Here is a 23,134-nt window from a genome sequence, read left to right as displayed (position 1 = left end):
CAAAGGAAAGACGGGTGGGGATGCACGCGGCGCCGGCGCGCGGTCGGAAGCACGCGCGCACCCGACATCCGGACCGCATCGCCGCAGTCACTGCGTACCGCGCTGCAGGAAGGGCGCCTGCTGGTAGAGCCTGCGCTCGCCGCCACGGGGATCGTGCTCGAGCCGCGAGGGCGTATCGAACACCATCGTCTCGCGGGCGGCCATCGAATACGGCGCCCATGCGGGCATCCCGGCATGGCTGGGATCGCCGCTGCGGGCGAAGGCCAGCAGCGCATCGCGCATCGTCGCAGCCATGCGTCGTGCGTCATCGTCATTGCCGGTGCGCGCCGACGGCAGCTGCACCGTGTCGAACACCAACGGGATGTCGAGGGTGTGGAAGGCCCGGCTGCGCCTGCCTTCTTCGGTGCGCGGATGCCAGTCCAGCTGGTAGGCCCAGGTGTTGCGGCCCTGCGCGGCGCGCACTTCGAGCTCCTCGACCGCGCCGCGCCAGGAGCGGCCCGCGGTGGTCGCGGCGAAGAACACTTCCGACGGCGAGTAGCCCGGATACAGGCGCCGGTACTCGGCTATCACCACCGCCGGGTCGAGATCGACGAACTGCTGCGTGCGCAGCTTCGCCGGCAGCGCGTCCCAAGTCAGCGAGAAGTTGTCCGGATCGTTGCCGAGGAAGGCGCGGGTTTCGTCGCGCGTGTTGCCGATCACCATCGGGATGTCGGCCGACTGCGGCGGCGCTTCCGGCCAGAATGGGTGGCGCGGCAGGGTGACCGTGTCGACCACGGGCCCGAAGTACAGCGCACTGTTCTCGACGCGCGAGGGGTCGCGCACGCGTTGCGCGTCGAGCAGTGCCTGCATGGGGAGCGTGCGCAGGCGTTCCAGTTCGCCCGGTGCAACGCCCAGCTCGCCGAGAAAGAGCTCGGCGCGTTGCGTCGCCGCACGTGGACCGGCGGCGGTGACCTGCTGGCCACTCATCGTCCAGGCGCGGTGGAACAATCCGCGCGCGGCCGGCATCGCCATCAGCGTGGCGATTTTCGCGCCGCCACCGGATTGCCCGAACACGGTGACATTGCCGGCATCTCCGCCGAATTCGTCCGCGTGCGCGTGCACCCATTCCAGCGCCTGGATCAGATCGAGCTGGCCGACATTGCCGGCGTGCGCGAACGAGGCATCTCCGAGGTCGCGCAGGTGCAGGTAACCGAAGGCATTGAGCCGATGATTCAGTGTGACCACGACCACGTCGCCATGCCGGCACAGCGCGCCGCCGTCGTAGAGCGGGTCACTGCCCGAGCCGGTGGTGAACCCGCCGCCGTGGATGTAGACCAGGATCGGGCGACGCGCACCGTCGCGCAGGGCCGGGGTCCAGACATTGACGCGCAGGCAGTCCTCGCTGCCCGGACCCTCGCCGCCGCGTTGCGGCGCCGATGGTCCGTATGCGTGCGCATCGCGCACGCCGCGCCAGCGCGTCTCGCGCAGTGCCGGTTGCCAGCGGCGCGCCGCGGTGTCGGCGCCATAGGGGACGCCGCGGAACACATGGACGCCGTCCTCGATCTGCCCACCGATTTGCCCGCTGCGCGTGCGCGCGACGGTGGTGCGTGGCTGCGCCCGGGCAAGCCCGAGGGGGAGGGCGGCGATGGCGGCAGTGGCCGCGCCAACGCGCAACCAGTGGCGGCGCCGGGGATCGAACGGGGCTGTGGTCATCATGGGCCTGGGGTCTGTTCGTGGATCCAGTCGATGGCGAGCTGTGGCCATCGGGCCAGAGCGCCGGTTGCGCCGCGGGTCCCGAAGCCATGCCCGCCGCGGGGAAAGACGTGCAAAGCGGCCGGTACGCCGGCACGCAAAGCCGCCGCATGCAGGGCAAGGGCATTGCCCACCGGCACGACGTCGTCGTCCTGCGCATGCAGCAGGAACAGTGGCGGCGTCCCGGGTCCGAGTTGCAGTTCCGGAGACAGGCGGTCGAGCACGGCCTGATCGGCGCTTCCGCCGCTGGCGGCCAGCAGCCGATCGCGGGAGCCGGCATGCGCGAGCGGCGCGTGCATCGAGCTCACTGGATAGACCAGCAGGGCGAAGTCCGGACGCGCCGATTGCGCGTCGGCGCCGTCGGTCACGCGGTAGAGGGTCTCGGGGGTCGTCGCCAGTCGCGCCGCGACATGGCCGCCGGCCGAGAAACCCATGACGCCGACGCGCTGCGGATCGATGCCGTAGTCGGCCGCCTGCGCCCGGATCAGGCGCATCGCGCGCTGGGCATCGACCAGCGGCGCGTCCGCGCCTTCGCCGTGGACGGCATCGGGCAGGCGATAGCGCAGCACGAACAGGGTGAAGCCCGCCGCGTCCACGAACTGCGGGACGAGCGCCGTGCCTTCCTTGTCCAGCACGATGCGGGCATAGCCGCCGCCCGGTGTCACCAGCAGCGCGATGCCGTTCCGGCGCGCGGGCCTGTAGACGACGAGATAGGGGTCGCGGACATCCTCGATGATCCGGTCGGGCAGCGCGGGATCATCGCTGCGTTCAGTGATCCGCGGCGCGACCCGGGGCGTGTCCGGCCACAGCCGCAGGATGGGCGCGGTGTCTTCCCGCGCCGGGGTCGCCGCCCAGGCGCTGCCGGCAAGCAGCGGCGCCAGCATCAGGCACCGCGCGAACGTTATTGAAAATCGCCCCATTTACCGCCTTCCATCCGCTGCGTGGCCTGCGTTTTGCCGCAGTGCACATTGAAGATGACACCGGTTTACCATACAAGACATCATCGGCGCCCGTGTTCTGCGGCGCAGCAACAACACCCAGGAGACCGAGTTGAACAAGGCCATCGCGGGTCCGGACACGCCGGACGCATCCGCGGACGCGAAACGACCCATCGTCGACGCATTCCTGCGCGCGCGGCGGGCAGGTGAGGCGCTCGCAGAATTCCCCGGAACGATTCCCGAAACGCTTGTCGATGCCTACGGCGTGCAGGACTCGGCGATCGCCGAATGGGGCGACGAACTCGTCGGCTGGAAGGTGGGATATATCGCCCCCGAACGCCGCGATTCCTCCGGGGACGACCGCCTGCTGGGCCCGGTCTTCCGCCGCAATCTGCAACAGGTCGGCGACGACCTGCGTATCGCCGTCTTCGCGGGCGGCTTCGGCGCGATCGAAGCGGAATATGTGCTGCGCCTGGACGCCGATGCGCCGGCCGACAAGACCGAGTGGACACCCGAAGAGGCCGCGGCCCTGCCGGCGACACTGTTCGTCGGGCTGGAAGTCGCCAGCAGTCCGCTGGCCACGATCAACCAGCTCGGCCCGCTGGTGGTGGTTTCCGATTTCGGCAACAACAACGGTCTGGTGGTCGGCGCGGAGATTCCGCAGTGGACCCGGCTCGACGACGCCGCCCTGCGCGTCGAGAGCCGTATCGATGATGTCGTCGTCGGCACCGGCGGTGCGACCACCCTGCCCGGTGGACTGCGGCAGGCGTTCGCGTTCGCACTGTCGCGCTCGGCGCGACGCGGCCGCCCGCTCAAGCGCGGCGAACTGATCGCGACCGGAAATGCCACCGGCATCCACGACATCCTGCCGGGCCAGCGCGCACGGCTGGTGTTCGAGGGGCATGGCGAGATCGTTGCCACCGTCGAGGCCGCGGGCGCGGCCGGGACTGGTGCTGCATGACGACGCGCCGCGCCTTCCTCGCAGGACTCGGCGCGGCCTGTGCTGCGCCACTTCTGCCGAGCGCACTTCGTGCCGACGATGCGGCCACGGTGCTGACCGCCACCGATGTGCACGTGTCCAACTATCCGACCGTCGAAGCCGTGCGCTGGATCGGCGAGGTGCTCGAACGCGAGACCGGCGGCCGTGTGCGGCTGCGGCAGTACCATTCGGGCCAGCTGGGCCGCGAAGCGGAAGCGATCGACATGGCGCGCTTCGGCGCGATCGACATGACCCGTGTGTATTCGGGCGCGCTCAACAACGCGTTTCCGCTGACCACCGCGCTGTGCCTGCCCTATGCGTTCGATTCCGTCGCGCACATGCGCCACGCGCTCGACAGCGGCGTGGCGCAGACCGTGCTCGATGGCTTCGGCTCCCGTGATCTCGTCGGTCTCGCGGTCTACGACAGCGGCGCGCGCTGCTTCTACAACACCCGCCATCCGATCGTCACCCCGAAGGACCTGCAAGGGCTGAAGCTGCGCGTCGCCTCGTCGGACATGTTCATCGAACTGGTTCGCCTGCTCGGCGCGAATCCCACGCCGATGTCGCTGGGCGACACGTTCTCCGGCATGGAGACGCACATGATCGACGGCGCCGAGAACAACATGCGCAGCTTCCATTCCAGCCGTCATTTCGAGGCCGCGCGTTACTGGTCGCAGAGCGAGCACTCCTATGCGCCCGACATTCTGCTGATCTCGCGGCGCTCGCTCGATGCACTGCGTCCCTCCGACCGCGACCTGTTGATCGACACCGCGCGCGCGTCGGTTTCGCAGATGCGGCGGTTGTGGGACGAGTCCGAAGGCGCCGCGCGCCAGCAGGTCGCCGAGTACGGTATCGAGTTGAACGAGGTCGACATGGATGCCTTCCGCAGCGCGGCGCAGCCGATCCGTGAGCGCTACCTCCGGCAGCCGGAACTCCAGACCCTCTACCGTCGCATCCGCGACCTCGCCTGATCCGACTGAATCCGACACGGGAATCCACGATGTCCGAAGACACGATCCTCGCGCCTGACGAGGCCGCCAAGAGTGCGCTCGACCGCCTGGCCGACGCCGTCATCGCCATTGCCGCCACCGCCCTGTTCGGGCTGGTGATCGTGCAGGGCTGGCAGGTGTTCGCCCGCTATGTGATGAATGACTCGCCAAGCTGGACCGAGCCGGTAACGTTGCTGCTGCTGAGCATCGCGATGAGCCTCGGCGCCGCGGCCGGCGTGCATACCCGCCGCCATTTCGGCTTCTTCCTGCTGCAGGAACACATGCGGCCGACGATCCGGAAACTCGTGGATCTGCTGATCCCCGGCGTGGTCGTCGCCATCGGTGCGGTCGTCGCCTACTGGGGCGCGGTGCTGCTGCTCGACGGCCTGCACATCAAGGCCGCCGGCGCATCGCTTCCGCAGAGCATCAACTACCTGCCGCTGTCGCTCGGTGGCGCGCTGATGGTCGTGTTCGCACTCAATCAACTCGTTGGCGTGCTGCGCGCCCCGTCGGCCGGGGAGGGCCGCTGACATGGGAATCGCGATTCTGTTCATCGTCTTCGCCCTGCTGCTGGTGCTCGGCGTACCGGTCGCTTTCGCGCTTGCCGCTGCGGCGCTGGCGACGCTGCTCTATCTCGACCTGCCGTCCATCGTGCTGGTCCAGCAGGTCTCGGCCGGCATCGGCTCGGCCTCGCTGATCGCGATCCCGCTCTTCATCTTCGCCGGCGAAATCATGATGCGCGGCGGCATCTCGGAGCGGCTGATCTCGCTGGCGTCCTCGCTGGTCGGACGCATGCGCGGCGGACTGGGACAGGTTTCGATCCTGTCTTCGCTGTTCTTCGGCGGTGTGTCGGGTTCGGCAATCGCCGACGTATCGGCGGTTGGCGGCACGATGATTCCGCAGATGGTCAAGCGCGGCTACGACCGTGACTTCGCGGTCAACGTCAGCATCACCGCGGCGCTGGTCGCGCTGCTGGTGCCGCCTTCGCACAACCTGATCCTGTTCACTGCAGCGGCTGGCGGCGGACTGTCGATTGCCGATCTGTTCGCCGCGGGCATCGCGCCGGCGCTGCTGATGACGGTCGTGCTGATGTTCACCGGCTATCTGGTGGCGCGTCATCGCGGCTACGGCGTGGAGATCTTCCCGGGCTGGCGCGCTGTGCTGCTGCGCCTGGTATCGGCGCTGCCGGGCCTCGGGCTCGTCGCACTGATCTTCGTCGGTATCCGCATGGGGATCTTCACCGCGGTGGAGAGTGCGGCGATCGCGGTGGTCTATGCGCTGCTGGTCACCGTGATCCTCTACCGCCAGCTGCGCCTGGCCGAGTTCCGCGCGACCATCGTCCATGCCGCGCGCAGCACCGGTGTGATCCTGTTCGTGATCGCGACGGCGTCGGTATTCGGCTGGCTGCTGGCCTACCTTCAGGTGCCGTCGGCTGCGGTCGAGTTCCTGCAGTCGTTCGCGCACAGCAAGCTCGCCGTGCTGCTGATGATCATCCTGGTCCTGCTGCTGCTGGGCACCTTCATGGACCTGGCGCCGCTGATCCTGATCTGCACGCCCATCTTCCTGCCGGTCGCCCGCGCCTACGGCATCGATCCGATCCACTTCGGCCTGGTGCTGGTACTCGCTGGCGGCCTGGGACTGGTGACGCCGCCGGTGGGCTCGGTGCTGTTCATCGGCACGGCGATCGGCAAGATCACCGTCGGCGAGAGCATGCGCACGATCTGGCCGTTCTGGATTGCAGGTCTGGTGGTGCTGCTCATCGTGGCGCTGTTCCCGGGTCTGTCGTTGTGGCTGCCGGGGGTGCTGCGCGGCTGACGGCCATTGTCTTGAGTGTTCAAACGGCCCCGCTTGCGGGGCCGTTTCTGTTCCGAGGTCCCTCGCGCGTGCCGGCGGCCATTTCCGCTTCCGGATCCGCGGTCTGACGCGGGTCAGTTCGCAGATGCCTGGCGCAGGTGGCGCCGCGCGGCGAAACGCAGCCGATGAGGTTTTGCTAGCGTCCCGTGCGGTTTCTCGTGCAGGGCAGGAGGCAGCAACTTCGTCCGGTACGCGGACCGATGCGGTGTAACCGCCTTGGCGCCGCCGGAACGCGCGCCGTGACCTTGCCTGGCAGTATTCGAACCCGGGCAGTGTTGCTGCAAAGCGGTGCGCGTGGGGACGACACGTTCTGGCCTGAGGGTGATGGAGAGCAGGCGGGGGCCCAGCCGGCACCACGCAAACGCGCTGGCCCCGGCCCCCCTCGTGGCCGATTACACCGCTCAGGCCGAAACATGCGTGGCAGGCCGCCGCGTGTGCAGCACTGCCGACTCAGGCCAGCGTCGCCCGCCGCGTCGCCGCCACCGCCCATCGATCGGCCACTCCCGGTGACGTCAGACACGCCACGGTGTCGGTCACTGTCGTGACGGCGCGCTCCAGAAGCTGGATGTCGGCCTCGTGCTGCCTCGCGACGTGCGGATCCTCGAAGAACACCGCGCGCTGGCAGCGGCCGTCGAGCACGAGGTCGGCGATCTGCGCATCGCCGCCGAGCGGGCCGCTCTGGAAGCGCTGCGTCCAGGCCTGACCCTGCGGCCATCCGCGGCGCCAGGCGAGTTCGTTGAGACGCAGGCCAGTGGTCCCGGTGGCCACGCGCGAGGCGAAGCGGGACAGCAGGTCGAAATGTCGGTCGGCGAATTCAAGCATGCGCGGCTTGAGCGCATCGTGTGCGATCAGGGCCACCGTCTGGCCGGTGAAACGGTACAGATCGTCCGCGCCGGCATCCGGTACCAGGCCTGCATGGATGCGCTCGCTTTCCACCCAGTCGCGCGCCGAAGCGACGGTGGAGAGGAATGGCTTGCCCTGGATCACACACTGGCGCTTGAGAGCGACGGCCTCGGGGAAGATCGAGGAGGGATCAACCGGATCGATGAAGTAAATGGCGCCATCGAGCGTGCGGTCCTCACCCATGCCGACGACTTCGGCGACGAGTTTCATCAGGCCGCCCTCGCGGCCATACGGGTAGCGCCGGAGGCCGTCATAGCCGGCGAGCGCGCCGCGCTCGTGGATCGCATCGAAGGTGCGGCCGACCGCGTGCAGGCTCACCCCGAGTTCGCGCAAACCCGCGCCGCTGGCGTGCAGCCAGCGGAACAGGGCGGCATCCCCGTTGGCGTGGTGACGCCGGTTCGCGGCCAGGCCGAGCTGCATCAGCCTTCCATGTCCTCGAGCTCGCGACCGCGGGTCTCGTGGACGTAGCGCAGCACGAACGCCACCGACAGCGCCGCCGCGAAGGCATAGAGCCCGTATGCGCCCGCAAGGCCGATCCCGGCGAGCAGCATCGGGAAGGTCCAGGTGATCAGGAAGTTCGCGCCCCACTGGAACAGGCCGGCGACCGCGAGACCCGAGCCCCGGATCTGGTTGGGGAACATCTCGCCGAGCATCACCCACATGACCGGGCCCCAGGACATGTTGAAGAAGATCACGTAGAGGTTGGCGGCGACCAGGGCCAGCATGCCCATCGAATCGGACAGCAGCAGGCGACCGTCATCGCCGAGCGTGCCGGTGGCGAATGCGATCGTGACGCCGGTCAGCGTGACCGCCATGCCGAGCGAGCCGATCCACAGCAACGGCTTGCGACCGATGCGGTCGACCAGCAGCAGCGACACGATGCAGGCGCCAATACTCAGCGCGCCGGACAGCACGTTGATCAACAGCGCATCGTTCTCCGAGAAACCGACGGCCTGCCACAGCACGGCGCCGTAATAGAAGACCACGTTGATGCCGACCAGTTGCTGGAACACGGCCAGGCCGATGCCGACCCAGACGATCGGGCGTACCCGTCCCGTGGCTTTGGAGATCAGATCGGAGAACTTCGGCCGGTGCAGGTCGGCAGCCAGCGATTCGCGGATCTCGACGAGCTTGCGGCGACCCTCGATCTCGCCATACAGGCGAACGAGCACCTGCTCGGCCTTGACCATGCGCCCGCGGGCGACGAGGAAGCGCGGACTTTCGGGAATCGCGAACAGCGCCACGAAGAACAGCGCGGCGGGTGCGATCTCGATCCAGAACATCCAGCGCCACGCTTCGTAGCCGGCCCAGAACTCTGCTGTCGAGCCACCTGCCACCCGTGCCAGCAGGTAGTTGCTGAGGAACGCCGCGAACAGGCCGCCGATGATCGCGATCTGCTGCATCGTGGCCAGGCGTCCGCGATAGCGTGCCGACGACACCTCGCTGATGTAGGCGGGCGACATCACGCTGGCGGCGCCGACCGCCAGTCCGCCGATGACGCGGTAGATCACGAACTCCAGTGAGCCGGTGGCGATGCCCGACCCCCATGCCGAGACCAGGAACAGCACGGCGGCTGCGATCAGCGCCGCGCGTCGGCCGAACACGTCGGCCAGTCGCCCGGCGAAGAACGCACCCACCGCGCAGCCGAGCAGCATCGAGGCGACGTTGAAGCCCGTGCCCACGGAGTCGGAATTGAAGGCCCGCTGCAGGCCGTCGACGGTGCCGTTGATGACACCACTGTCGAATCCGAACAGGAATCCACCGATCGTGGCGACACAGCTGATCATGATGATCAGCCCGGTGTTCTCGCCCGTCTGTCTTGACGTCATGCTGCTTCCCCTTGCGAAGTGATTGCGCGGCGTAGGTTCAGCGGCGCAGGTACGGGTTGATCAGGTTCTCGTGATGCGGCTGCCGCCCGTTGTGCCGGCTCGGCTCGGCGCGAGCGTAACGCAAACTCGCGCCGATCCTGCGCGTCGTGTTGTCTGCGGCGGAGGCCGCCCATCGCCACGACCGGAGCCCGCGCGATGCGCCCGCTGCCGAGTCCCGGCTCCGGCACGTTGGCTATCGGTGTCATTTCTGGTGCGATTTGCGAATCGGGCGTTGCCGGGACTGTAACGTCGCGCCTGTAAAAAGCCTTGCTGCATCGCAAAATGATGGAATCAGGCCTGTCTGGTAGGGTCTGTTGACCAGCGGTGTCATTAACAGGTGAGCCGCATGTTTCCCCTACGGAGTTGCTGATGTCGCGATCAATGTTGCGTGCCCCCCTGCTCGTTGCCTGCTGCCTGGCCGGCCTGTCGTATGCCGCCGGTACTGTTGCAGCGACCCCCGCCAGCGCGACGGCGGGTGCTTCGGAGGCGTCGCCCTGGGCACGCGGCATCGAGAACCAGCGCAAGGCCGATCTCGGCGACGGCACCTTCCTCAATCCGGTCTTCGCCGGCGACCGTCCCGACCCCTCGGTGCTCAAGGACGGCGAAGACTACTACCTGACCCTGTCCTCGTTCGATGCATATCCGGGCCTGCCGCTGTGGCATTCGCGCGATCTCGTGAACTGGCAGCCGCTGGGCCACGCGATCACGAAGAACGTCGGCTCGATCTGGGCGCCGGACATCATCAAGCACGATGGCCGGTACTTCATCTACTTCCCGGCGCGGACCGGCGGTACCGAGGGCAGCGAGCGCAGCAACTATGTGGTCTGGGCCGACGACATCAGGGGGCCATGGAGCGAGCCAGTCAACATCGGTCTTGGCCGCTACATCGATCCCGGGCACGCGGTCGGCGAAGACGGCAAGCGCTATCTGTTCCTCAGCGGGGGCGCCTACGTGCAGCTCTCGGACGACGGCCTGAGCGTCGTGGGCGAAGCCAAGCACGTCTACGACGGCTGGCAGTATCCCGCGGAATGGGACGTCGAGGCCTACGCGCAGGAAGGGCCGAAGATCAACTTCCGCGACGGCTGGTACTACATGACCACTGCCGTCGGCGGCACTGCCGGCCCGCCGACCGGGCATATGGTGATCACTGCGCGTTCGCGTTCGATCCATGGACCGTGGGAGAACTCGCCGCACAATCCGATCGTGCGGACCGTCAGCCGCGATGAGCCGTGGTGGTCGCGAGGCCACGCGACGATTGTCGAAGGCACCGACGACCGCTGGTGGATGATGTATCACGGCTACGAGAACGGGTACTGGACGCTCGGCCGGCAGGCGCTGCTGGAGCCGATCGAATGGACCGACGCCGGCTGGTTCGTGGCCAAGGGCGGCGACCTCGGCCAGCCGCTGGCCAAGCCGGCGGGCGAGTCCGTCGGCGAACACGGCATGGCGCTGTCGGATGATTTCAGCAGCGGACGGCTGGGCGCGCAGTGGTCGTTCTACAACCCGACGCCGAACGAGTACGAACGGCTGTCGTTCGGCGACGGCACCCTGAGCTTGCAGGGCAAGGGCACGCAGCCGCGCGACAGCTCGCCGCTGACGGTCATCGCCGGCGACAAGTCCTACGAGTTCCAGGTGGAGATGGAGATCGAGCCGGGCGCGCAGGGCGGGGCGCTGCTGTTCTACAGCGACAGGCTCTACGTCGGCGTGGGCAGCAACGGCGAGCGTTTCATCATGCATCGCTATGGCGAAGAGCGCCCGACCCAGATCGCGCCCAGCGCGACGGGCGGCAAGCTGTGGATGCGTGTCCGCAACGATCAGCACATCGTCACCATTCACACCAGCACCGATGGCGAGAGCTGGACCAAGTATCCGGTGCAGATGGAAATTTCCGGCTATCACCACAATGTGGCCGGGCGGTTCCTGGCGGTGAAGCCCGCGATCTATGCGGCCGGCGAGGGCCAGGTGCACTTCCGAAACTTCCAGTACCGCGCGCTCGACTGAGGGTCGCACCGCACGGCCGGGCCGTCATTCGACGGCCCGGTCCGTACCGCTAGAATGGATGCTGCGCGAAAACTCAATGGACGGAACGGCCGATGCCCGCAGCGAAGAAGACCCCGAAGGCAACGGTTCCGGTGGAGATGAAGCGGCCGGCGACGATCAACGACATCGCCAGGCTCGCCGGGGTGTCCAAGAAGACCGTCTCGCGGATCATCAACCACTCGCCGCTGGTGCGGCAGGACACGCGCGAGAAGGTCGAGACGCTGATGCGCGAGGTGGGCTACTCGCCTGATCCACTCGCGCGCGGGCTGGCGTTCCGGCGCTCGTTCCTGATCGGCATGGTCTACGACAACCCGACCGCGCAGTTCATCGTGAACATGCAGTACGGCGCGCTGGATTCGCTGCGCGGTTCGGGCTTCGAGCTGGTGGTGCATCCGTGCGACAGCCGCAGCCCGGATTACGTCGATGGCGTGCGCCGATTCGTCCAGCAGCAGAAGCTGCATGGCGTGATGCTGGTACCACGCGTGTCCGAGGACCCGGCGCTGGCCGCGATGCTCGATTCGATCGGGATGCGCTACGTGCGCATCGCCGCGGTGTCGATGGACAGGCCCGAGCGCATGGTGGTCACCCATGACCACGACGGCGCCGCCGAGGTCGCCGATTATCTGCAGTCGCTGGGCCATCGCGACATCGGCCTGATTACCGGCCCGCGCGACTACCGCTCGTCCATCGAACGGACCGGGGGCTTTCTCTCGGCGCTGCAGAAGCGCGGCATCGAACTGCCCAAGTCCCGCATCGTGGAGGCCGGTTACACCTTCGAATCCGGCGTGGCCGCGGCGGAGAAGCTGCTGTCGGGCAAGAAGCGTCCAACGGCGGTCTTCTGCGGCAATGACGAGATGGCCGCCGGTGTCTATCGGGTCGCCATGCGCGAAGGCATCAGCGTGCCGCGCGAGCTGTCGGTCGTCGGCTACGACGACAGCCCGCTGGCGACGCGCCTGTGGCCACCGTTGACCTCGGTCCGTCGCGACACGCGCGATACCGGCCGCATCGCCGCGGCAATGCTCATCCAGCCCGAGGACGATCTGCGGCCGCTGGCCAGCGTGCGGCCGCACCTGATCCTGCGCGATTCCTGCCAGCCGCCGGGCTAGCGTTGCGGGCCCGCGTGTTGCACGCGGGCTTTCCGCCGGGGCGCTGCGTGCGGGTGAAGCGCGCCATGCACGAATCCGTCCGCGCCCGCACCCGGCATTGAGGGATGCGGGTCGGGCGCACCGCATCGGGTGGATCTCAGCGACCAGGTACCCGGCTGAACCCATGCCGCGGCGCGGTATGACACCGGTTACCGGACATCGTAGAATTGGCCGGCGCCTCCTGGCGCTCTGGAGGACGTCATGTACCGGAAGACCTACTACGCGACCCACCCCGGGGTCATGCAGGGCATCGACAACGAGGCGTTACGCGATCTCTACCTGCTCGACGGCCTGTTCGCCGACGATGCGATCCGCCTCAGCTATACGCATTACGAGCGTTTCGTCATCGGTGGTGCCTGCCCGCTTGCCGCGCCGCTTTCCCTGCCGCATCAGACCGAACCGGCTTCCGCTGCCGGGCGTCCCTTCCTTGAGCGCCGCGAGCTGGGTGTCGTCAACGTGGGCGCGGGCGCCGGTACCGTGCGCGTCGACGGGGTGGAATTCGCGCTCGCGCCGAAGGACGGGCTGTACGTGCCGATGGGCAGCGCGGAGGTCGTGTTCGCGTCGAACGACGCCGCAGTGCCGGCGCAGTTCTATCTCGCCTCGACCCCCGCGCATGCGCGCTTCGAGGCGAAGAAGATCTCGATCGCCGACGCGGTGCCGCTGGAGCGTGGCGCACTGGAAACCAGCAACGAGCGCACGATCTACCAGTACATCGTGCCGGCCACCTGCCAGTCCTCGCAGCTGTTGCTGGGCCTGACGATCCTCAAGCCCGGCAGCGTCTGGAACACGATGCCGCCGCATCTGCACGACCGGCGCAGCGAGGTCTATTTCTACTTCGATCTCGGAGAGAACGACCGCGTCTACCACTTCATGGGCGAGCCCGACGCACAACGCCTGCTGGTCATGCAGAACAACGAGGCCGTCGTCTCGCCGCCCTGGTCGATCCACATGGGCGCAGGCACCTCGAACTACTGCTTCATCTGGGCAATGGGCGGCGAGAACCTCGACTACACCGACATGCACGTGCTGGACATCTGCCAGCTCAAGTAACGGCCGCACGCGGCCACCCACGCACACAACAGGGAGCAATCAATGAGCAATCCGTTCAGCCTCGAAGGCAAGGTCGCGCTGGTCACCGGCGCAAACACCGGCCTGGGGCAGGGCATCGCAGTGGCGCTGGCGCAGGCCGGCGCGGACATCGCCGCGGCCGGTATCAGCCCGCCCACGGAAACCGAAGCCAGGGTCAAGGCACTCGGTCGCCGCTTCGTGGCGATCGAGGCCAATCTGACCAGCATCGAGCCGGTGCCGCGCCTGCTGCAGGAGACGCTCGATGGCCTCGGTGGCGTCGACATCCTGGTCAACAACGCAGGCCTGATCCGCCGCGCCGATGCGGTCGATTTCAGCGAGCAGGACTGGGATGACGTCATGAACGTCAACATCAAGTCCGCATTCTTCCTGTCGCAGGCCATCGGCCGGCACTTCATCGCCCAGGGCAGCGGCAAGATCATCAACATCGCGTCGATGCTGTCCTTCCAGGGCGGTATCCGCGTGCCGTCCTACACCGCCAGCAAGTCGGGCATCGCCGGCATCACGCGCCTGCTCGCCAACGAGTGGGCCGGCAAGGGCATCAACATCAACGCCATCGCGCCGGGCTACATGGCCACCGACAACACCGCGCAGCTGCGCGCCGACGAGGCCCGCAACAAGGCGATCCTCGACCGCATCCCGGCCGCGCGCTGGGGCGAGCCGTCCGATCTCGGCGGCACGGCGGTGTTCCTCGCCAGCCGCGCGTCGGACTACGTCAACGGTGCGGTGATCCCGGTCGACGGCGGCTGGCTCGCGCGCTGATCCACCCACGTTCTGCGACCGGCCTGCCACATCGGCGGGCCCGTCGTTCTTTCCCCCTTCGAACACGCAAGAGAGACACGCCATGAAAATCGCACTGATGCAGGAATTCAGCCAGGCCGCCAAGAACCCGGTCGTGCTGGAGCAGCTCAACACGGTCGCCGCTGACAAGGGCCACACGGTCTTCAACGTCGGCATGGACGGCGACAACGACCACCGCCTGACCTACATCCACCTGGGCATCTGCGCCTCACTGCTGCTGAACTCGAAGGCGGTCGATTTCGTCGTCGCCGGCTGCGGCACGGGCCAGGGCGCGATGATGTCGCTCAACGCCTGGCCGGGCGTGTACTGCGGCTACTGCATCGAGCCGACCGACGCGTTCCTGTTCGCGCAGGTCAACAACGGCAACGCGCTGGCATTGCCGTTCGCCAAGGGCTACGGCTGGGGCGCGGAAATCAACATCCGCTACATCTTCGAGAAGGCGTTCGACGGTGAGCGCGGCCAGGGTTATCCGGCCGAGCGCAAGGAATCGCAGATGACCAACGCCGGCATCCTGGCGGACGTCAAGAAGGGCGCGTCGAAGGATTTCGTCGAAGGCCTGAAGGCGATCGACCAGGAGCTGGTGAAGCAGGCCGTCGGCGGCGAGCGCTTCCAGAAGGCGTTCTTCGACAACGCCAAGGACGAGGCGATCGTGGCTTACGTCAAGGAAGTCCTCGGCAAGTAACGCGCCGCGCGACATCGCAACATGCTGCAGGTCGCCGCCATCGTGCGGCGGCCTGCGGTTCGATCCGGTTCGACGGAGTGCCGCCCACGATGATCCGTTTCCTGTCGCTGATGCTGCTGACCGTTGCGGCAAGTGCGTCCGCCGCGGCGCCCGTCACCCACCGCATCTTCATCGCCGGCGATTCCACCGCCGCCGCCTATGGCCCGGAACGTGCGCCGCAGGCCGGCTGGGGCCAGAAACTGCAGGCCTGGACGACCGGTGGCTGGGAGGTCCGCAACCATGCGGTAGGCGGGCGCAGCACGCGCAGCTTCATCGACGAAGGCCGGCTCGATGCCATCGCCGCCGAGCTGCGGGCGGGTGACGTCCTGCTGATCCAGTTCGGCCACAACGACGCCAAGCGCGAAGACGCCAGCCGCTACACCGATCCAGATTCCGACTATCCGCGGTTGCTGCAGCGCTATGTGGACACCGCGCGCAGCCGTGGCGCCACGCCCGTGCTCATTACGCCCGCGGCGCGGATGCTCTACGACTTCCGTTCGCTGCTCGATACCCATGGACGCTACACGCTCGCGATGCAGGCACTGGCTGCGCGCGAGAAGGTGCCCCTGATCGATCTCGACCGCAGTTCCAGCGCCTGGATCCGCCACCATGGCGAACAGGATGCCAAGCCCTTCTTCATGTTCGTGCCCGAGCAGGGCAAGTCCGACGGCACCCATTTCAGCGAGGCCGGCGCAGACGCCGTGGCCTGCCTCGTTGCGGCCGGATGGCGCGGGATCGATGCGGCCGCGCCGGTCAAGGCGGTGACCGCGGCCGACTGTCATGCGCTGCCAGCGCCGCCCGCGACGCCAGTCTCGCCCTCGGTGGTCGTCAACGAACGCGACATCGCGATCGAGCAGCCCGGCCCCCACGACGGTCTCGGCACGACCACCGCCTATCCGTTCTTCAGCGATGCCACCGGTTTCGACCTGGTCTTCCGCAAGCGCGCCTTCCACCCCGGCGCAACCATCGGCGACCACGTCAACGACAAGGACGAGATCTACTACGTGCTGTCGGGGCGTGGCCGGCTGACGCTCAACGACACCGTGCGCGAGGTCGGGCCGGGTGATGCGATCCTCACCCGCAACGGCGATCGTCATGCGCTCGAGCAGCTCGGCGACGAGGAACTGGTGATCTTCATCGTCTACCGTCCGGTGGCGCGCTAGAGAGGCGGCCAGGGCCGGCCCGTCCGATGCCCATGCGCCGCCGGCGCGCACTGCCAGACGGGCGTACGCCCCGGCAGGTGTCCAGGTAGTCCGGGAGGCGGCTGCCAGCCGGCCCGCGAATGTCGACCCGTCCGCCGCGACCGGTCACCCTCAAGCCTGAGCACGCCCTTGCACGGGCTGCCTGAACGCTCTGCGCGGCCGGCTTGCGATCGTCGGCGCGGCGCACTCCAGCTGCCGGAGAGTGCTGCGCTCGCCTAGCCGGACCATCGGCGCCGCCCCGCCTTCGACGGGCGTGCCGGCGCACGGATGACGGTTCAAGCGTCTCCTGCTCTGGCGCCTGATCTCGCGCTGTCGGTTCTGGCCTCGCCTGGCGCACCACCGGCCGATGGCACAGCCCCCGCCGATCGGTGAAAATGGCCCGGTCGCAGGTCCACCGGACCTGCTGCGCGGTCACCGGGCAGGCGCTTCGCACCCCCGCGACCACACCATGCCCGCGACGGCCGCCCGGCTGCTGCACCGCACGCTTTTGACCCGTTCGACCCCGGCGCGCCACGCTGCGGCTGTCGCGCACGCTCCTGGACACCCTCTTGAATCCGATCTCCGCCCCGCTCCCGGCATCCGATGCCGACGACTCCCTGCCGCAGCGCGCCCGCGCCGCGCTCGAACTGCTCGAGGCGATCCGCGACGACCGCAGCGTGCTCGACGCCTTGCCCGAAGCCGACCGGATCCGTCTGCTGCAGGCCGTCGCGGTCGTGCACCATCCCGAGCCGCGCGCGCGCCGCAAGCAGGCCAAGGAAGCCCTGCGCGAAGCGAACCGGGAGAAGGTGCGCCGCACCGAGGAACTCCTCGACCGGACCGGCATCCGCACGCTGCGTCGCAAACCGGTATTCACCACGCCCAACTATTTCCCGCCGCAGCCGCCGGGCCAGCACGATCCGCGCAACTGCGCGAGCGAGCCGCTTGCCTATGCCGAATCGCCGGAACTTCTGCACTGCTACGTCTGCAAGCAGAAGTACACGCAGATCCATCATTTCTACGACCAGCTGTGCCCGACCTGCGCGGAACTGAACTTCCTCAAGCGCACCGAGACCGCCGATCTCACCGGGCGCGTCGCGCTGCTGACCGGCGGCCGGGTCAAGATCGGCTACCAGGCGGGTCTCAAGCTGCTGCGCGCGGGCTGCTCGCTGATCGTCACCACGCGCTTCCCGCGCGACTCGGCCCAGCGCTACGCGCAGGAGCCGGACTTCGAGCAATGGGGCCGCCGGCTGGAGGTGTTCGGCCTCGACCTGCGCCATACGCCGAGCGTGGAGGCCTTCTGCGCCGAACTCGTCGCCACCCGCGACCGGCTCGATTTCATCATCAACAATGCCTGCCAGACCGTGCGCCGCCCGCCGGCGTTCTATGCGCACATGATGGCCGGCGAGACCGCCGCGATCGAGACGCTGCCCGAACACGTCCGCAGGCTCGTCGGCGGTTACGAGGGTCTGCGCGCGGCGGATCTGCTGCCCGGTGGAAGCCAGTCGCTGGTGGCCGGCGACACCAGCCGCGCGGGCCTGGCGCGCGCGGCGGAACTGTCGCAGGTGCCACTGCTCGCCGACGAACTGGTCGGACAGGCGCATCTGTTCCCGGAAGGACGCGTCGACAAGGACCTGCAGCAGGTCGACCTGCGTGGCCGCAATTCCTGGCGCCTGCAGATGGACGAAGTGCCGGCGGTCGAGCTGCTGGAGACCCAGCTGGTCAACGCGGTTGCGCCCTTCATCCTCAACGCGCGCCTGAAGACGCTGATGCTGCGCACGCCCGAGGGTGAAGCGCCGCGCCGGGACAAGCACATCGTCAACGTGTCCGCGGTGGAGGGGCAGTTCTATCGCAACTTCAAGACCACCAAGCACCCGCATACCAACATGGCCAAGGCCGCGCTCAACATGATGACGCGGACCTCGGCCGCGGATTACCACGGCGACGGCATCCACATGAACGCCGTCGACACCGGTTGGGTCACCGACGAGGATCCGGTGGAGATCGCCGAGCGCAAGATCGTCGAGGAACGCTTCCATCCACCGCTCGACATCGTCGATGGCGCGGCGCGCATCGTCGATCCGATCATCGACGGCATCAATACCGGCACCCATGTCTGGGGCCAGTTCCTCAAGGACTACAAACCCACGGACTGGTGAGCCGGCGCGCCGGCGGCGGCTCAGCCGCCGGCAGCCTCGATCGCCTCGCGCGTGCGCTGCGCGTCGGCATCGACCGACTGCCGGGTCTTCTGCGCGGCCTCGAGCGGCGCGCGAACCGCATCGCGCAGCTGCGCGGCTTGCGGCTCCGTCGGCTTCTCGGTCGGCGAATCGGGCGGCGGCGTGCAGGCCGCGGTGGTCGAGAGAAGGGCGACCGCGATCACGGCATGCGAAAGACGCGAAGCGGCTGCGGGCGAACGTGGCATCGACATGCGGTACTCCTGCGGGGAGGCTCGGCGCTATCCTAACGCCGACACAGATCGGGGACTTGTCGATGGATCCGCACCGCTGGCGCCTGGATGGGCAACTGGCTCTGGTTACCGGCGGCAGCGCCGGCATCGGGCGCGCGATCGCCCGCGAGCTCGCAGGCTTCGGCGCGACGGTTCTGATCGTCGGCCGGAACGGCGATGCATTGGAATCCACCCGCGACGATCTGGTCGAGGAGTTTCCCGGCGCCGATGTGCGCGCGCTGATCGCCGATGTCGTCGACGAGGACCAGCGGCGCGAGATCCTCGACTGGGTGGAGGACCAGGGCGACGGCCTCAACATCCTGGTCAACAACGCCGGCGGCAACATCTCGCGGGCGGCCACCGAGTACAGCGAGGACGAGTGGCGCGAGATCTTCGAGGTCAACGTGTTCAGTGCCTTCGAACTCACACGCTATGCGCATCCGCTGCTGATCCAGCATGCGACCTCGAGCGTGGTCAACGTCGGCAGCGTGTCGGGCATGACCCACGTGCGCACCGGCGTCGCCTACGGCATGAGCAAGGCCGCGCTGCAGCAGATGACCCGCAATCTGGCAGTGGAATGGGCCGAGGACGGCGTACGCGTCAACGCGGTCGCGCCCTGGTACATCCGTACCCGGCGCACCTCCGAGCCGCTGGCCGACCCGGATTATCTCGATGAAGTGCTGATGCGTACCCCGATGGGCCGGATCGGAGAGCCGGAAGAGGTCGCTGCCGCAGTGGCCTTCCTGTGCCTGCCGGCCGCGAGCTACATCACCGGCGAATGCATCGCGGTCGACGGGGGCTTCCTGCGCCACGGCTTCTGAGCCGCTGGACATCGCCCCGCGTGCGCCATGGCCGGTGCGCAGCACGTCGACGCCTGCGCCGACGCGGTGGCGGGCGCCACGGCCGGCTCGCCGCTTCAGTTCGTGCTGGCCTTCGCCGCCGGCGCCGCGTTGCAGTACGCGTTCGGCCTGCTGCTGGCGCCGGAAGGCATCGGCGCTGCGCTGCATCTGGCCGGCGCGCTGCTGGCCGACGCCGGTCTGGTGCTGGTCGTGTGGGCGCTCGCGCCGTTCGCGTGGCGCCGGACCACGATCATTCCCCCGCACGTCGGCGCGGCCGATCCTGCGCGGCCCCGTTCCGCTGGCGCCCACCCCGATCTACCTGGTCCAGGCCGCTCACCTACGTCGGTCTGGCGCTGATGCTGGATCTGCCGTGGGCGCTGGCCGTGCTGCCGCTGCCGGTGCTGGCCCTGCAGCACGCGATCATCCCGTTCGAGGAGGCGCGCCTGCGCCTGCTTCGGATCCGAGTACGACGCCGACCGGGCGACCGTACCGCGTTGGCTCTAGCCGGCCGCGGGCGCGACACCGGCGCCCGGGCCGCAGCTGCTGTCGCGCCAGGTCGAGAACAGCTGTTCGTACTCCAGGCGCAGCGGCGGCTGCTCGCGGGCCTGCGCGAAGCGCCAGCGGAACTCGGCTTCGCGCACCCGCGTCTCCCAGCTGCTGCACAGCGCCGCCTCGGGCACTGCCGTGCAGACATCGGCCACCTGCTCGCAGGCCTGGCCTGCGCCCATGCCGGGCAGCCCGCCGATGCCGACGGTCGGCAACGGCCGGCAACGCAATGGCGGCGTGTCGTCCTCACGCCAGTAGGTGGTGTTGTCGTGGACGCGACAGGTGTACAGGGCGGGGGGCGGGGGCGGCGGCTCGTCGGTGCTGGCCCGTTCGGTTGCCGGCGCCTGCAGGGTCGAGATCAAGGGTACCCGCGGCGGTGCCGGGGGCGCGGTGGGCGGGGCGACGTAGGTCGGCATCGATGTGGCCATTTCGACCACGCGACGCTGCTGGGTCTGGCCCGCCGGGCAGGGCGTGCCGTTCTGGAACGTCACCGCGCCGGCCGCATCGGTGCAGCGATAGATCACCGTGGTCTCTGCGTCGACACGGCCTGCCACCGACACGGCGCACGCGAACCCGGCGAGCAGCAGGACGCGCCGCATCAACGGTCGCAGTCCTGCGCCAGACGCGCGTTGATCGTGCGTTCCTCGCGGGTGAGTTCGGCACGCTCGGTCGGCTGCGCATTGAAGAAACGACGGCGGATTTCCTCGCGGCGGTCGCTCAGCAGGCCACAGATCTCGCCCTGCGGCATCGGCCGACAGTCATCGCGGATCCAGGTGCCGGCGCCGTAGTAACCGCCGCGCGGCATCGGAGGGGGGCCGGGGCGGTGGCCGGGACGGCTGTCGATCTCCAGGCGGCCCTTGCCGTCGCCCACCTCGACGCCCACGCGCGTGGAGGGTCCGTGCCGTACCGGGGGTCCATAGCCCATCGTCCACAGCGGCACCCAGCGCGGATTGCCTTCCGACGAATCGCTGGTGTAGCGGCTGCCGTCGGGCCGCACGCAGCGGTACATCGGCTGCGGCGGCCGCATGACGATGACCTGCGGCGCCGGCGCATCGACGACAGGCGCGGTCGGTCCCGCGGGACGCGCGGGCGGGGGCGCGCCGTCGACCGGGCGCAGCATGTTGCGGATCTCCTGCGTCTGCCCCCGGGCGCACGGCGAATCGCCGATGGTCACGTTTCCCCCGGCATCGGTGCAGCGATAGACCGTGACCTGGCCCGTTGACTGCGCCATCGCCGGCACGGCCGACAGCAGCAGGCACGCGGAGGCAATGAGCGGGCGGAGGGATTGGCGCATGGGGACATCATGCAAGCTCCAGCGCCCCGCACAAGTCCCGCAGGACATGGCGACGCTCCGGTTCAGCGCGAGGGGGGCGGGGGCCCGGACCTTGGGGTAGCCGATGCGCGAGCCGTCAGCGCGCCCGTCGCTACGCCTGCGGTGTTGCGATGCGGGAGAGGTCCGGCCTTCTGCGCGGGATGCCCGACCCGGGCCACGACCGGTCCCGGCGGGCCGCTACCCCGCGCTGCTCGAGCGCCAGGGCGACCATGCGGCGCGTCAGATGACGTCGAGCGCCGCGCTGGCCGGGCGCGCGGCCTTCCGCAACATCCGCGCGATGCTGGCCGCGGCGTCGCGGCCTTCCTGGACCGCGGTGACCACGAGATCCGCGCCGCGTACCGCGTCGCCGCCGGCGAACAGTTTCGGGTGCGCGGTCTGGTAGGGCAGGCGACGCTCGCCGCCAACGCCGATGCGGCCGTTGCCGGGCGCCTCGACGTGCCCGTCGAGCCAGTCGGGCACCTGCGGCGAGAAACCGAACGCGATGATCACGACGTCGGCCTCGAGCAGGGATCCGGTGCCATCGATCGGCACCGCGCTGCGACGGCCATTGGCATCGGGTTCGCCCAGCCGGGTCTCGACCACGCGCACACCGGCGACCCTGCCGGCCGTATCCGGCACGATCTCCAGCGGCTGGCGGTTGAACAGGAAACGCACGCCTTCCTCGCGCGCGTTGGCGACCTCGCGCGCCGAGCCCGGCATGTTGGCCTCGTCGCGGCGGTAGGCGCAGGTCACGCTGGCCGCGCGCAGGCGCACGGCGGAGCGCACGCAGTCCATGCCGGTGTCGCCGCCGCCGAGCACGACCACGCGCTTGCCCCGCAGGTCAGGCAGCGCCAGCGTGGTTTCCCAGCCCGCGACCGGGCGGCCCCAGGTATCGCCGCCGGTGACGATGCGGCCGTTGTTCACCAGGAACGGCAGCGCCGGCAGCACGCCGGGCAGGTCCTGGCCTGGCAGTCCGCCATCGGTGTAGCGGTAGGCGCCGGTGCCGATGAAAACCGCGTCGAACTCCGCGAGCAGTGCATCCATGCCGATATCGCGGCCGACCTCCACGCCCAGGCGGAACTCGATGCCCATGCCCTCCAGCACCGCGCGCCGCGTCGCGATCACCGATTTGTCGAGCTTGAAGTTCGGAATGCCGAACTGCAGCAGGCCGCCGACCTGCTCGTAGCGGTCGAACACCACCGCGGCGATGCCGGCGCGTACCAGGCGGTCCGCGCAGGCCAGGCCGGCGGGCCCGGCGCCGATCACGGCCACGCGCCGCCCGGTCGCGACGACCTTGGACAGGTCGGGCCGCCAGCCCTGTGCGAACGCGGAGTCGACGATGTACTTCTCGACCGCGCCGATGGTCACCGCGCCGAAGCCGTCGTCGAGCGTGCAGGCGCCTTCGCACAACCGGTCCTGCGGACAGACGCGGCCGCACATCTCGGGCAGGGGATTGGTTTCGTGGACCAGCACCGCCGCTTCCAGCACGCGGCCTTCCTGCACCAGCCTGAGCCAGTTGGGAATGTAGTTGTGCACCGGGCACTTGGCTTCGCAGTACGGAATCCCGCAGTCCAGGCAGCGGTCGGCCTGGTGCGCGGCCTGGCGGTCCTCGAACCGCCCGTAGAGTTCGTTCCAGTCGCCCTCGGTGCGCAAGGCCAATGGCAGCTTGGCCGGCATCTCCCGGGGTTCGTTGAGGAAGCGGAAGACGTCGCGCTTGGTCATCGATCGGACTCCTGCACGCGCGCCGCGCCGGTGGGC

General features: G+C 68.7%; 21 protein-coding genes. 13 read left to right on the top strand and 8 right to left on the bottom strand.

Going from position 1 to position 23,134, the window contains the following annotated elements:
- Positions 1 to 87 precede the first annotated feature (87 nt).
- Together CNR27_RS14545 and CNR27_RS14540 are read right to left on the bottom strand one after the other, a co-directional pair.
- The gene (locus CNR27_RS14545) at positions 88 to 1,692 is read right to left on the bottom strand and encodes a carboxylesterase/lipase family protein (RefSeq protein ID WP_096299917.1); all 1,605 of its coding nucleotides are present in this window, start codon (positions 1,690 to 1,692) and stop codon (positions 88 to 90) included.
- Positions 1,692 to 2,651, bottom strand: coding sequence for an alpha/beta hydrolase (locus CNR27_RS14540; RefSeq protein ID WP_096299916.1), 960 nt, complete (start codon positions 2,649 to 2,651; stop codon positions 1,692 to 1,694). The genes CNR27_RS14545 and CNR27_RS14540 overlap by 1 nt, the downstream gene beginning before the upstream one ends.
- Before the next feature lie 142 nt (positions 2,652 to 2,793).
- On the opposite strand from CNR27_RS14540, the gene CNR27_RS14535 reads away from it, so the two are divergent.
- From CNR27_RS14535 to CNR27_RS14520, 4 genes are read left to right on the top strand one after another with little or no spacing between them, the layout of a single operon-like run.
- Positions 2,794 to 3,630 (top strand): 2-keto-4-pentenoate hydratase, encoded by an 837-nt coding sequence (locus tag CNR27_RS14535; RefSeq protein ID WP_245815819.1) that lies wholly within the window; start codon positions 2,794 to 2,796, stop codon positions 3,628 to 3,630.
- Entirely contained in the window at positions 3,627 to 4,619 is a 993-nt protein-coding gene (locus CNR27_RS14530) for a TRAP transporter substrate-binding protein (RefSeq protein ID WP_096299912.1), read from the top strand. Before CNR27_RS14535 ends, CNR27_RS14530 begins: the two co-directional genes overlap by 4 nt.
- Positions 4,620 to 4,648: 29 nt before the next feature.
- Positions 4,649 to 5,167 (top strand): TRAP transporter small permease, encoded by a 519-nt coding sequence (locus tag CNR27_RS14525; protein ID WP_096299910.1) that lies wholly within the window; start codon positions 4,649 to 4,651, stop codon positions 5,165 to 5,167.
- A gap of 1 nt (position 5,168) precedes the next feature.
- Complete coding sequence (locus tag CNR27_RS14520; RefSeq protein ID WP_096299908.1) at positions 5,169 to 6,452, top strand: TRAP transporter large permease; 1,284 nt, start codon at positions 5,169 to 5,171, stop codon at positions 6,450 to 6,452.
- Between the two features lie 489 nt (positions 6,453 to 6,941).
- On the opposite strand, the gene CNR27_RS14515 is transcribed toward CNR27_RS14520, so the two are convergent.
- A complete protein-coding gene (locus CNR27_RS14515; RefSeq protein ID WP_096299906.1) occupies positions 6,942 to 7,814 on the bottom strand; it encodes a methylglyoxal synthase in 873 nt (290 codons plus the stop codon).
- Positions 7,814 to 9,223, bottom strand: coding sequence for a sugar porter family MFS transporter (locus CNR27_RS14510; RefSeq protein ID WP_096299904.1), 1,410 nt, complete (start codon positions 9,221 to 9,223; stop codon positions 7,814 to 7,816). The genes CNR27_RS14515 and CNR27_RS14510 overlap by 1 nt, the downstream gene beginning before the upstream one ends.
- 408 nt (positions 9,224 to 9,631) lie before the next feature.
- Here CNR27_RS14510 and CNR27_RS14505 point away from each other — a divergent pair, with 408 nt between their 5' ends.
- From CNR27_RS14505 to CNR27_RS14475, 7 genes are all read left to right on the top strand, one after another.
- A complete protein-coding gene (locus tag CNR27_RS14505; protein WP_179948195.1) occupies positions 9,632 to 11,263 on the top strand; it encodes a family 43 glycosylhydrolase in 1,632 nt (543 codons plus the stop codon).
- A gap of 92 nt (positions 11,264 to 11,355) precedes the next feature.
- Positions 11,356 to 12,408, top strand: coding sequence for a LacI family DNA-binding transcriptional regulator (locus tag CNR27_RS14500; RefSeq protein ID WP_096299900.1), 1,053 nt, complete (start codon positions 11,356 to 11,358; stop codon positions 12,406 to 12,408).
- A gap of 240 nt (positions 12,409 to 12,648) precedes the next feature.
- A complete protein-coding gene (gene kduI, locus CNR27_RS14495) occupies positions 12,649 to 13,497 on the top strand; it encodes a 5-dehydro-4-deoxy-D-glucuronate isomerase (RefSeq protein WP_096299898.1) in 849 nt (282 codons plus the stop codon).
- 42 nt (positions 13,498 to 13,539) lie between these two features.
- Positions 13,540 to 14,295, top strand: a complete 756-nt coding sequence (kduD, locus tag CNR27_RS14490) for a 2-dehydro-3-deoxy-D-gluconate 5-dehydrogenase KduD (protein WP_096299896.1) — start codon at positions 13,540 to 13,542, stop codon at positions 14,293 to 14,295.
- Between the two features lie 82 nt (positions 14,296 to 14,377).
- Positions 14,378 to 15,016 (top strand): RpiB/LacA/LacB family sugar-phosphate isomerase, encoded by a 639-nt coding sequence (locus CNR27_RS14485; RefSeq protein ID WP_096299894.1) that lies wholly within the window; start codon positions 14,378 to 14,380, stop codon positions 15,014 to 15,016.
- Positions 15,017 to 15,105: 89 nt separating this feature from the next.
- Entirely contained in the window at positions 15,106 to 16,218 is a 1,113-nt protein-coding gene (locus CNR27_RS14480; RefSeq protein ID WP_096299892.1) for a GDSL-type esterase/lipase family protein, read from the top strand.
- 587 nt (positions 16,219 to 16,805) lie between these two features.
- Positions 16,806 to 18,392: an SDR family NAD(P)-dependent oxidoreductase gene (locus CNR27_RS14475; protein WP_096299890.1), complete on the top strand. Its 1,587-nt coding sequence runs from the start codon at positions 16,806 to 16,808 to the stop codon at positions 18,390 to 18,392.
- Between the two features lie 20 nt (positions 18,393 to 18,412).
- On the opposite strand, the gene CNR27_RS14470 is transcribed toward CNR27_RS14475, so the two are convergent.
- A complete protein-coding gene (locus CNR27_RS14470) occupies positions 18,413 to 18,661 on the bottom strand; it encodes a hypothetical protein (protein ID WP_096299888.1) in 249 nt (82 codons plus the stop codon).
- A gap of 62 nt (positions 18,662 to 18,723) precedes the next feature.
- On the opposite strand from CNR27_RS14470, the gene CNR27_RS14465 reads away from it, so the two are divergent.
- Both CNR27_RS14465 and CNR27_RS15490 read left to right on the top strand, forming a co-directional pair.
- Positions 18,724 to 19,500, top strand: a complete 777-nt coding sequence (locus tag CNR27_RS14465; protein ID WP_096299886.1) for an SDR family oxidoreductase — start codon at positions 18,724 to 18,726, stop codon at positions 19,498 to 19,500.
- A 27-nt stretch (positions 19,501 to 19,527) separates the two neighbouring features.
- On the top strand, positions 19,528 to 19,875 hold the full coding sequence (locus CNR27_RS15490; protein WP_179948194.1) for a hypothetical protein: 348 nt from the start codon (positions 19,528 to 19,530) through the stop codon (positions 19,873 to 19,875).
- 143 nt (positions 19,876 to 20,018) lie between these two features.
- On the opposite strand, the gene CNR27_RS15485 is transcribed toward CNR27_RS15490, so the two are convergent.
- The 3 genes from CNR27_RS15485 to CNR27_RS14450 form a co-directional block, all read right to left on the bottom strand.
- Entirely contained in the window at positions 20,019 to 20,663 is a 645-nt protein-coding gene (locus tag CNR27_RS15485; RefSeq protein ID WP_179948193.1) for a DUF4124 domain-containing protein, read from the bottom strand.
- Positions 20,663 to 21,358: a DUF4124 domain-containing protein gene (locus CNR27_RS14455; RefSeq protein WP_157745520.1), complete on the bottom strand. Its 696-nt coding sequence runs from the start codon at positions 21,356 to 21,358 to the stop codon at positions 20,663 to 20,665. The genes CNR27_RS15485 and CNR27_RS14455 overlap by 1 nt, the downstream gene beginning before the upstream one ends.
- A 258-nt stretch (positions 21,359 to 21,616) precedes the next feature.
- Positions 21,617 to 23,098, bottom strand: a complete 1,482-nt coding sequence (locus CNR27_RS14450; protein WP_096299882.1) for an FAD-dependent oxidoreductase — start codon at positions 23,096 to 23,098, stop codon at positions 21,617 to 21,619.
- Between the last annotated feature and the right edge of the window lie 36 nt (positions 23,099 to 23,134).

Origin of the sequence: Luteimonas chenhongjianii (genome assembly GCF_002327105.1) — a bacterium.
GTDB classification, from domain to species: domain Bacteria; phylum Pseudomonadota; class Gammaproteobacteria; order Xanthomonadales; family Xanthomonadaceae; genus Luteimonas; species Luteimonas chenhongjianii.
The sequence above is the reverse complement of the archived record's forward strand: the minus strand, read 5'-3'. Positions and strand labels throughout refer to the sequence as shown.

Bases quoted from the DNA above. Each gene is read 5' to 3' on its own strand.
- CNR27_RS14465 (WP_096299886.1), top strand. From the start codon at position 18,724: ATGGATCCGCACCGCTGGCGCCTGGATGGGCAACTGGCTCTGGTTACC.
- CNR27_RS14505 (WP_179948195.1), top strand. From the start codon at position 9,632: ATGTCGCGATCAATGTTGCGTGCCCCCCTGCTCGTTGCCTGCTGCCTG.
- CNR27_RS14545 (WP_096299917.1), bottom strand. From the start codon at position 1,692: ATGACCACAGCCCCGTTCGATCCCCGGCGCCGCCACTGGTTGCGCGTT.
- CNR27_RS15490 (WP_179948194.1), top strand. From the start codon at position 19,528: ATGGCCGGTGCGCAGCACGTCGACGCCTGCGCCGACGCGGTGGCGGGC.
- CNR27_RS15485 (WP_179948193.1), bottom strand. From the start codon at position 20,663: ATGCGGCGCGTCCTGCTGCTCGCCGGGTTCGCGTGCGCCGTGTCGGTG.
- CNR27_RS14470 (WP_096299888.1), bottom strand. From the start codon at position 18,661: ATGTCGATGCCACGTTCGCCCGCAGCCGCTTCGCGTCTTTCGCATGCC.
- CNR27_RS14450 (WP_096299882.1), bottom strand. From the start codon at position 23,098: ATGACCAAGCGCGACGTCTTCCGCTTCCTCAACGAACCCCGGGAGATG.
- CNR27_RS14480 (WP_096299892.1), top strand. From the start codon at position 15,106: ATGATCCGTTTCCTGTCGCTGATGCTGCTGACCGTTGCGGCAAGTGCG.
- CNR27_RS14530 (WP_096299912.1), top strand. From the start codon at position 3,627: ATGACGACGCGCCGCGCCTTCCTCGCAGGACTCGGCGCGGCCTGTGCT.
- CNR27_RS14455 (WP_157745520.1), bottom strand. From the start codon at position 21,358: ATGCGCCAATCCCTCCGCCCGCTCATTGCCTCCGCGTGCCTGCTGCTG.
- CNR27_RS14540 (WP_096299916.1), bottom strand. From the start codon at position 2,651: ATGGGGCGATTTTCAATAACGTTCGCGCGGTGCCTGATGCTGGCGCCG.
- CNR27_RS14515 (WP_096299906.1), bottom strand. From the start codon at position 7,814: ATGCAGCTCGGCCTGGCCGCGAACCGGCGTCACCACGCCAACGGGGAT.
- kduI (WP_096299898.1), top strand. From the start codon at position 12,649: ATGTACCGGAAGACCTACTACGCGACCCACCCCGGGGTCATGCAGGGC.
- CNR27_RS14520 (WP_096299908.1), top strand. From the start codon at position 5,169: ATGGGAATCGCGATTCTGTTCATCGTCTTCGCCCTGCTGCTGGTGCTC.
- CNR27_RS14500 (WP_096299900.1), top strand. From the start codon at position 11,356: ATGCCCGCAGCGAAGAAGACCCCGAAGGCAACGGTTCCGGTGGAGATG.
- CNR27_RS14485 (WP_096299894.1), top strand. From the start codon at position 14,378: ATGAAAATCGCACTGATGCAGGAATTCAGCCAGGCCGCCAAGAACCCG.
- CNR27_RS14525 (WP_096299910.1), top strand. From the start codon at position 4,649: ATGTCCGAAGACACGATCCTCGCGCCTGACGAGGCCGCCAAGAGTGCG.
- kduD (WP_096299896.1), top strand. From the start codon at position 13,540: ATGAGCAATCCGTTCAGCCTCGAAGGCAAGGTCGCGCTGGTCACCGGC.
- CNR27_RS14510 (WP_096299904.1), bottom strand. From the start codon at position 9,223: ATGACGTCAAGACAGACGGGCGAGAACACCGGGCTGATCATCATGATC.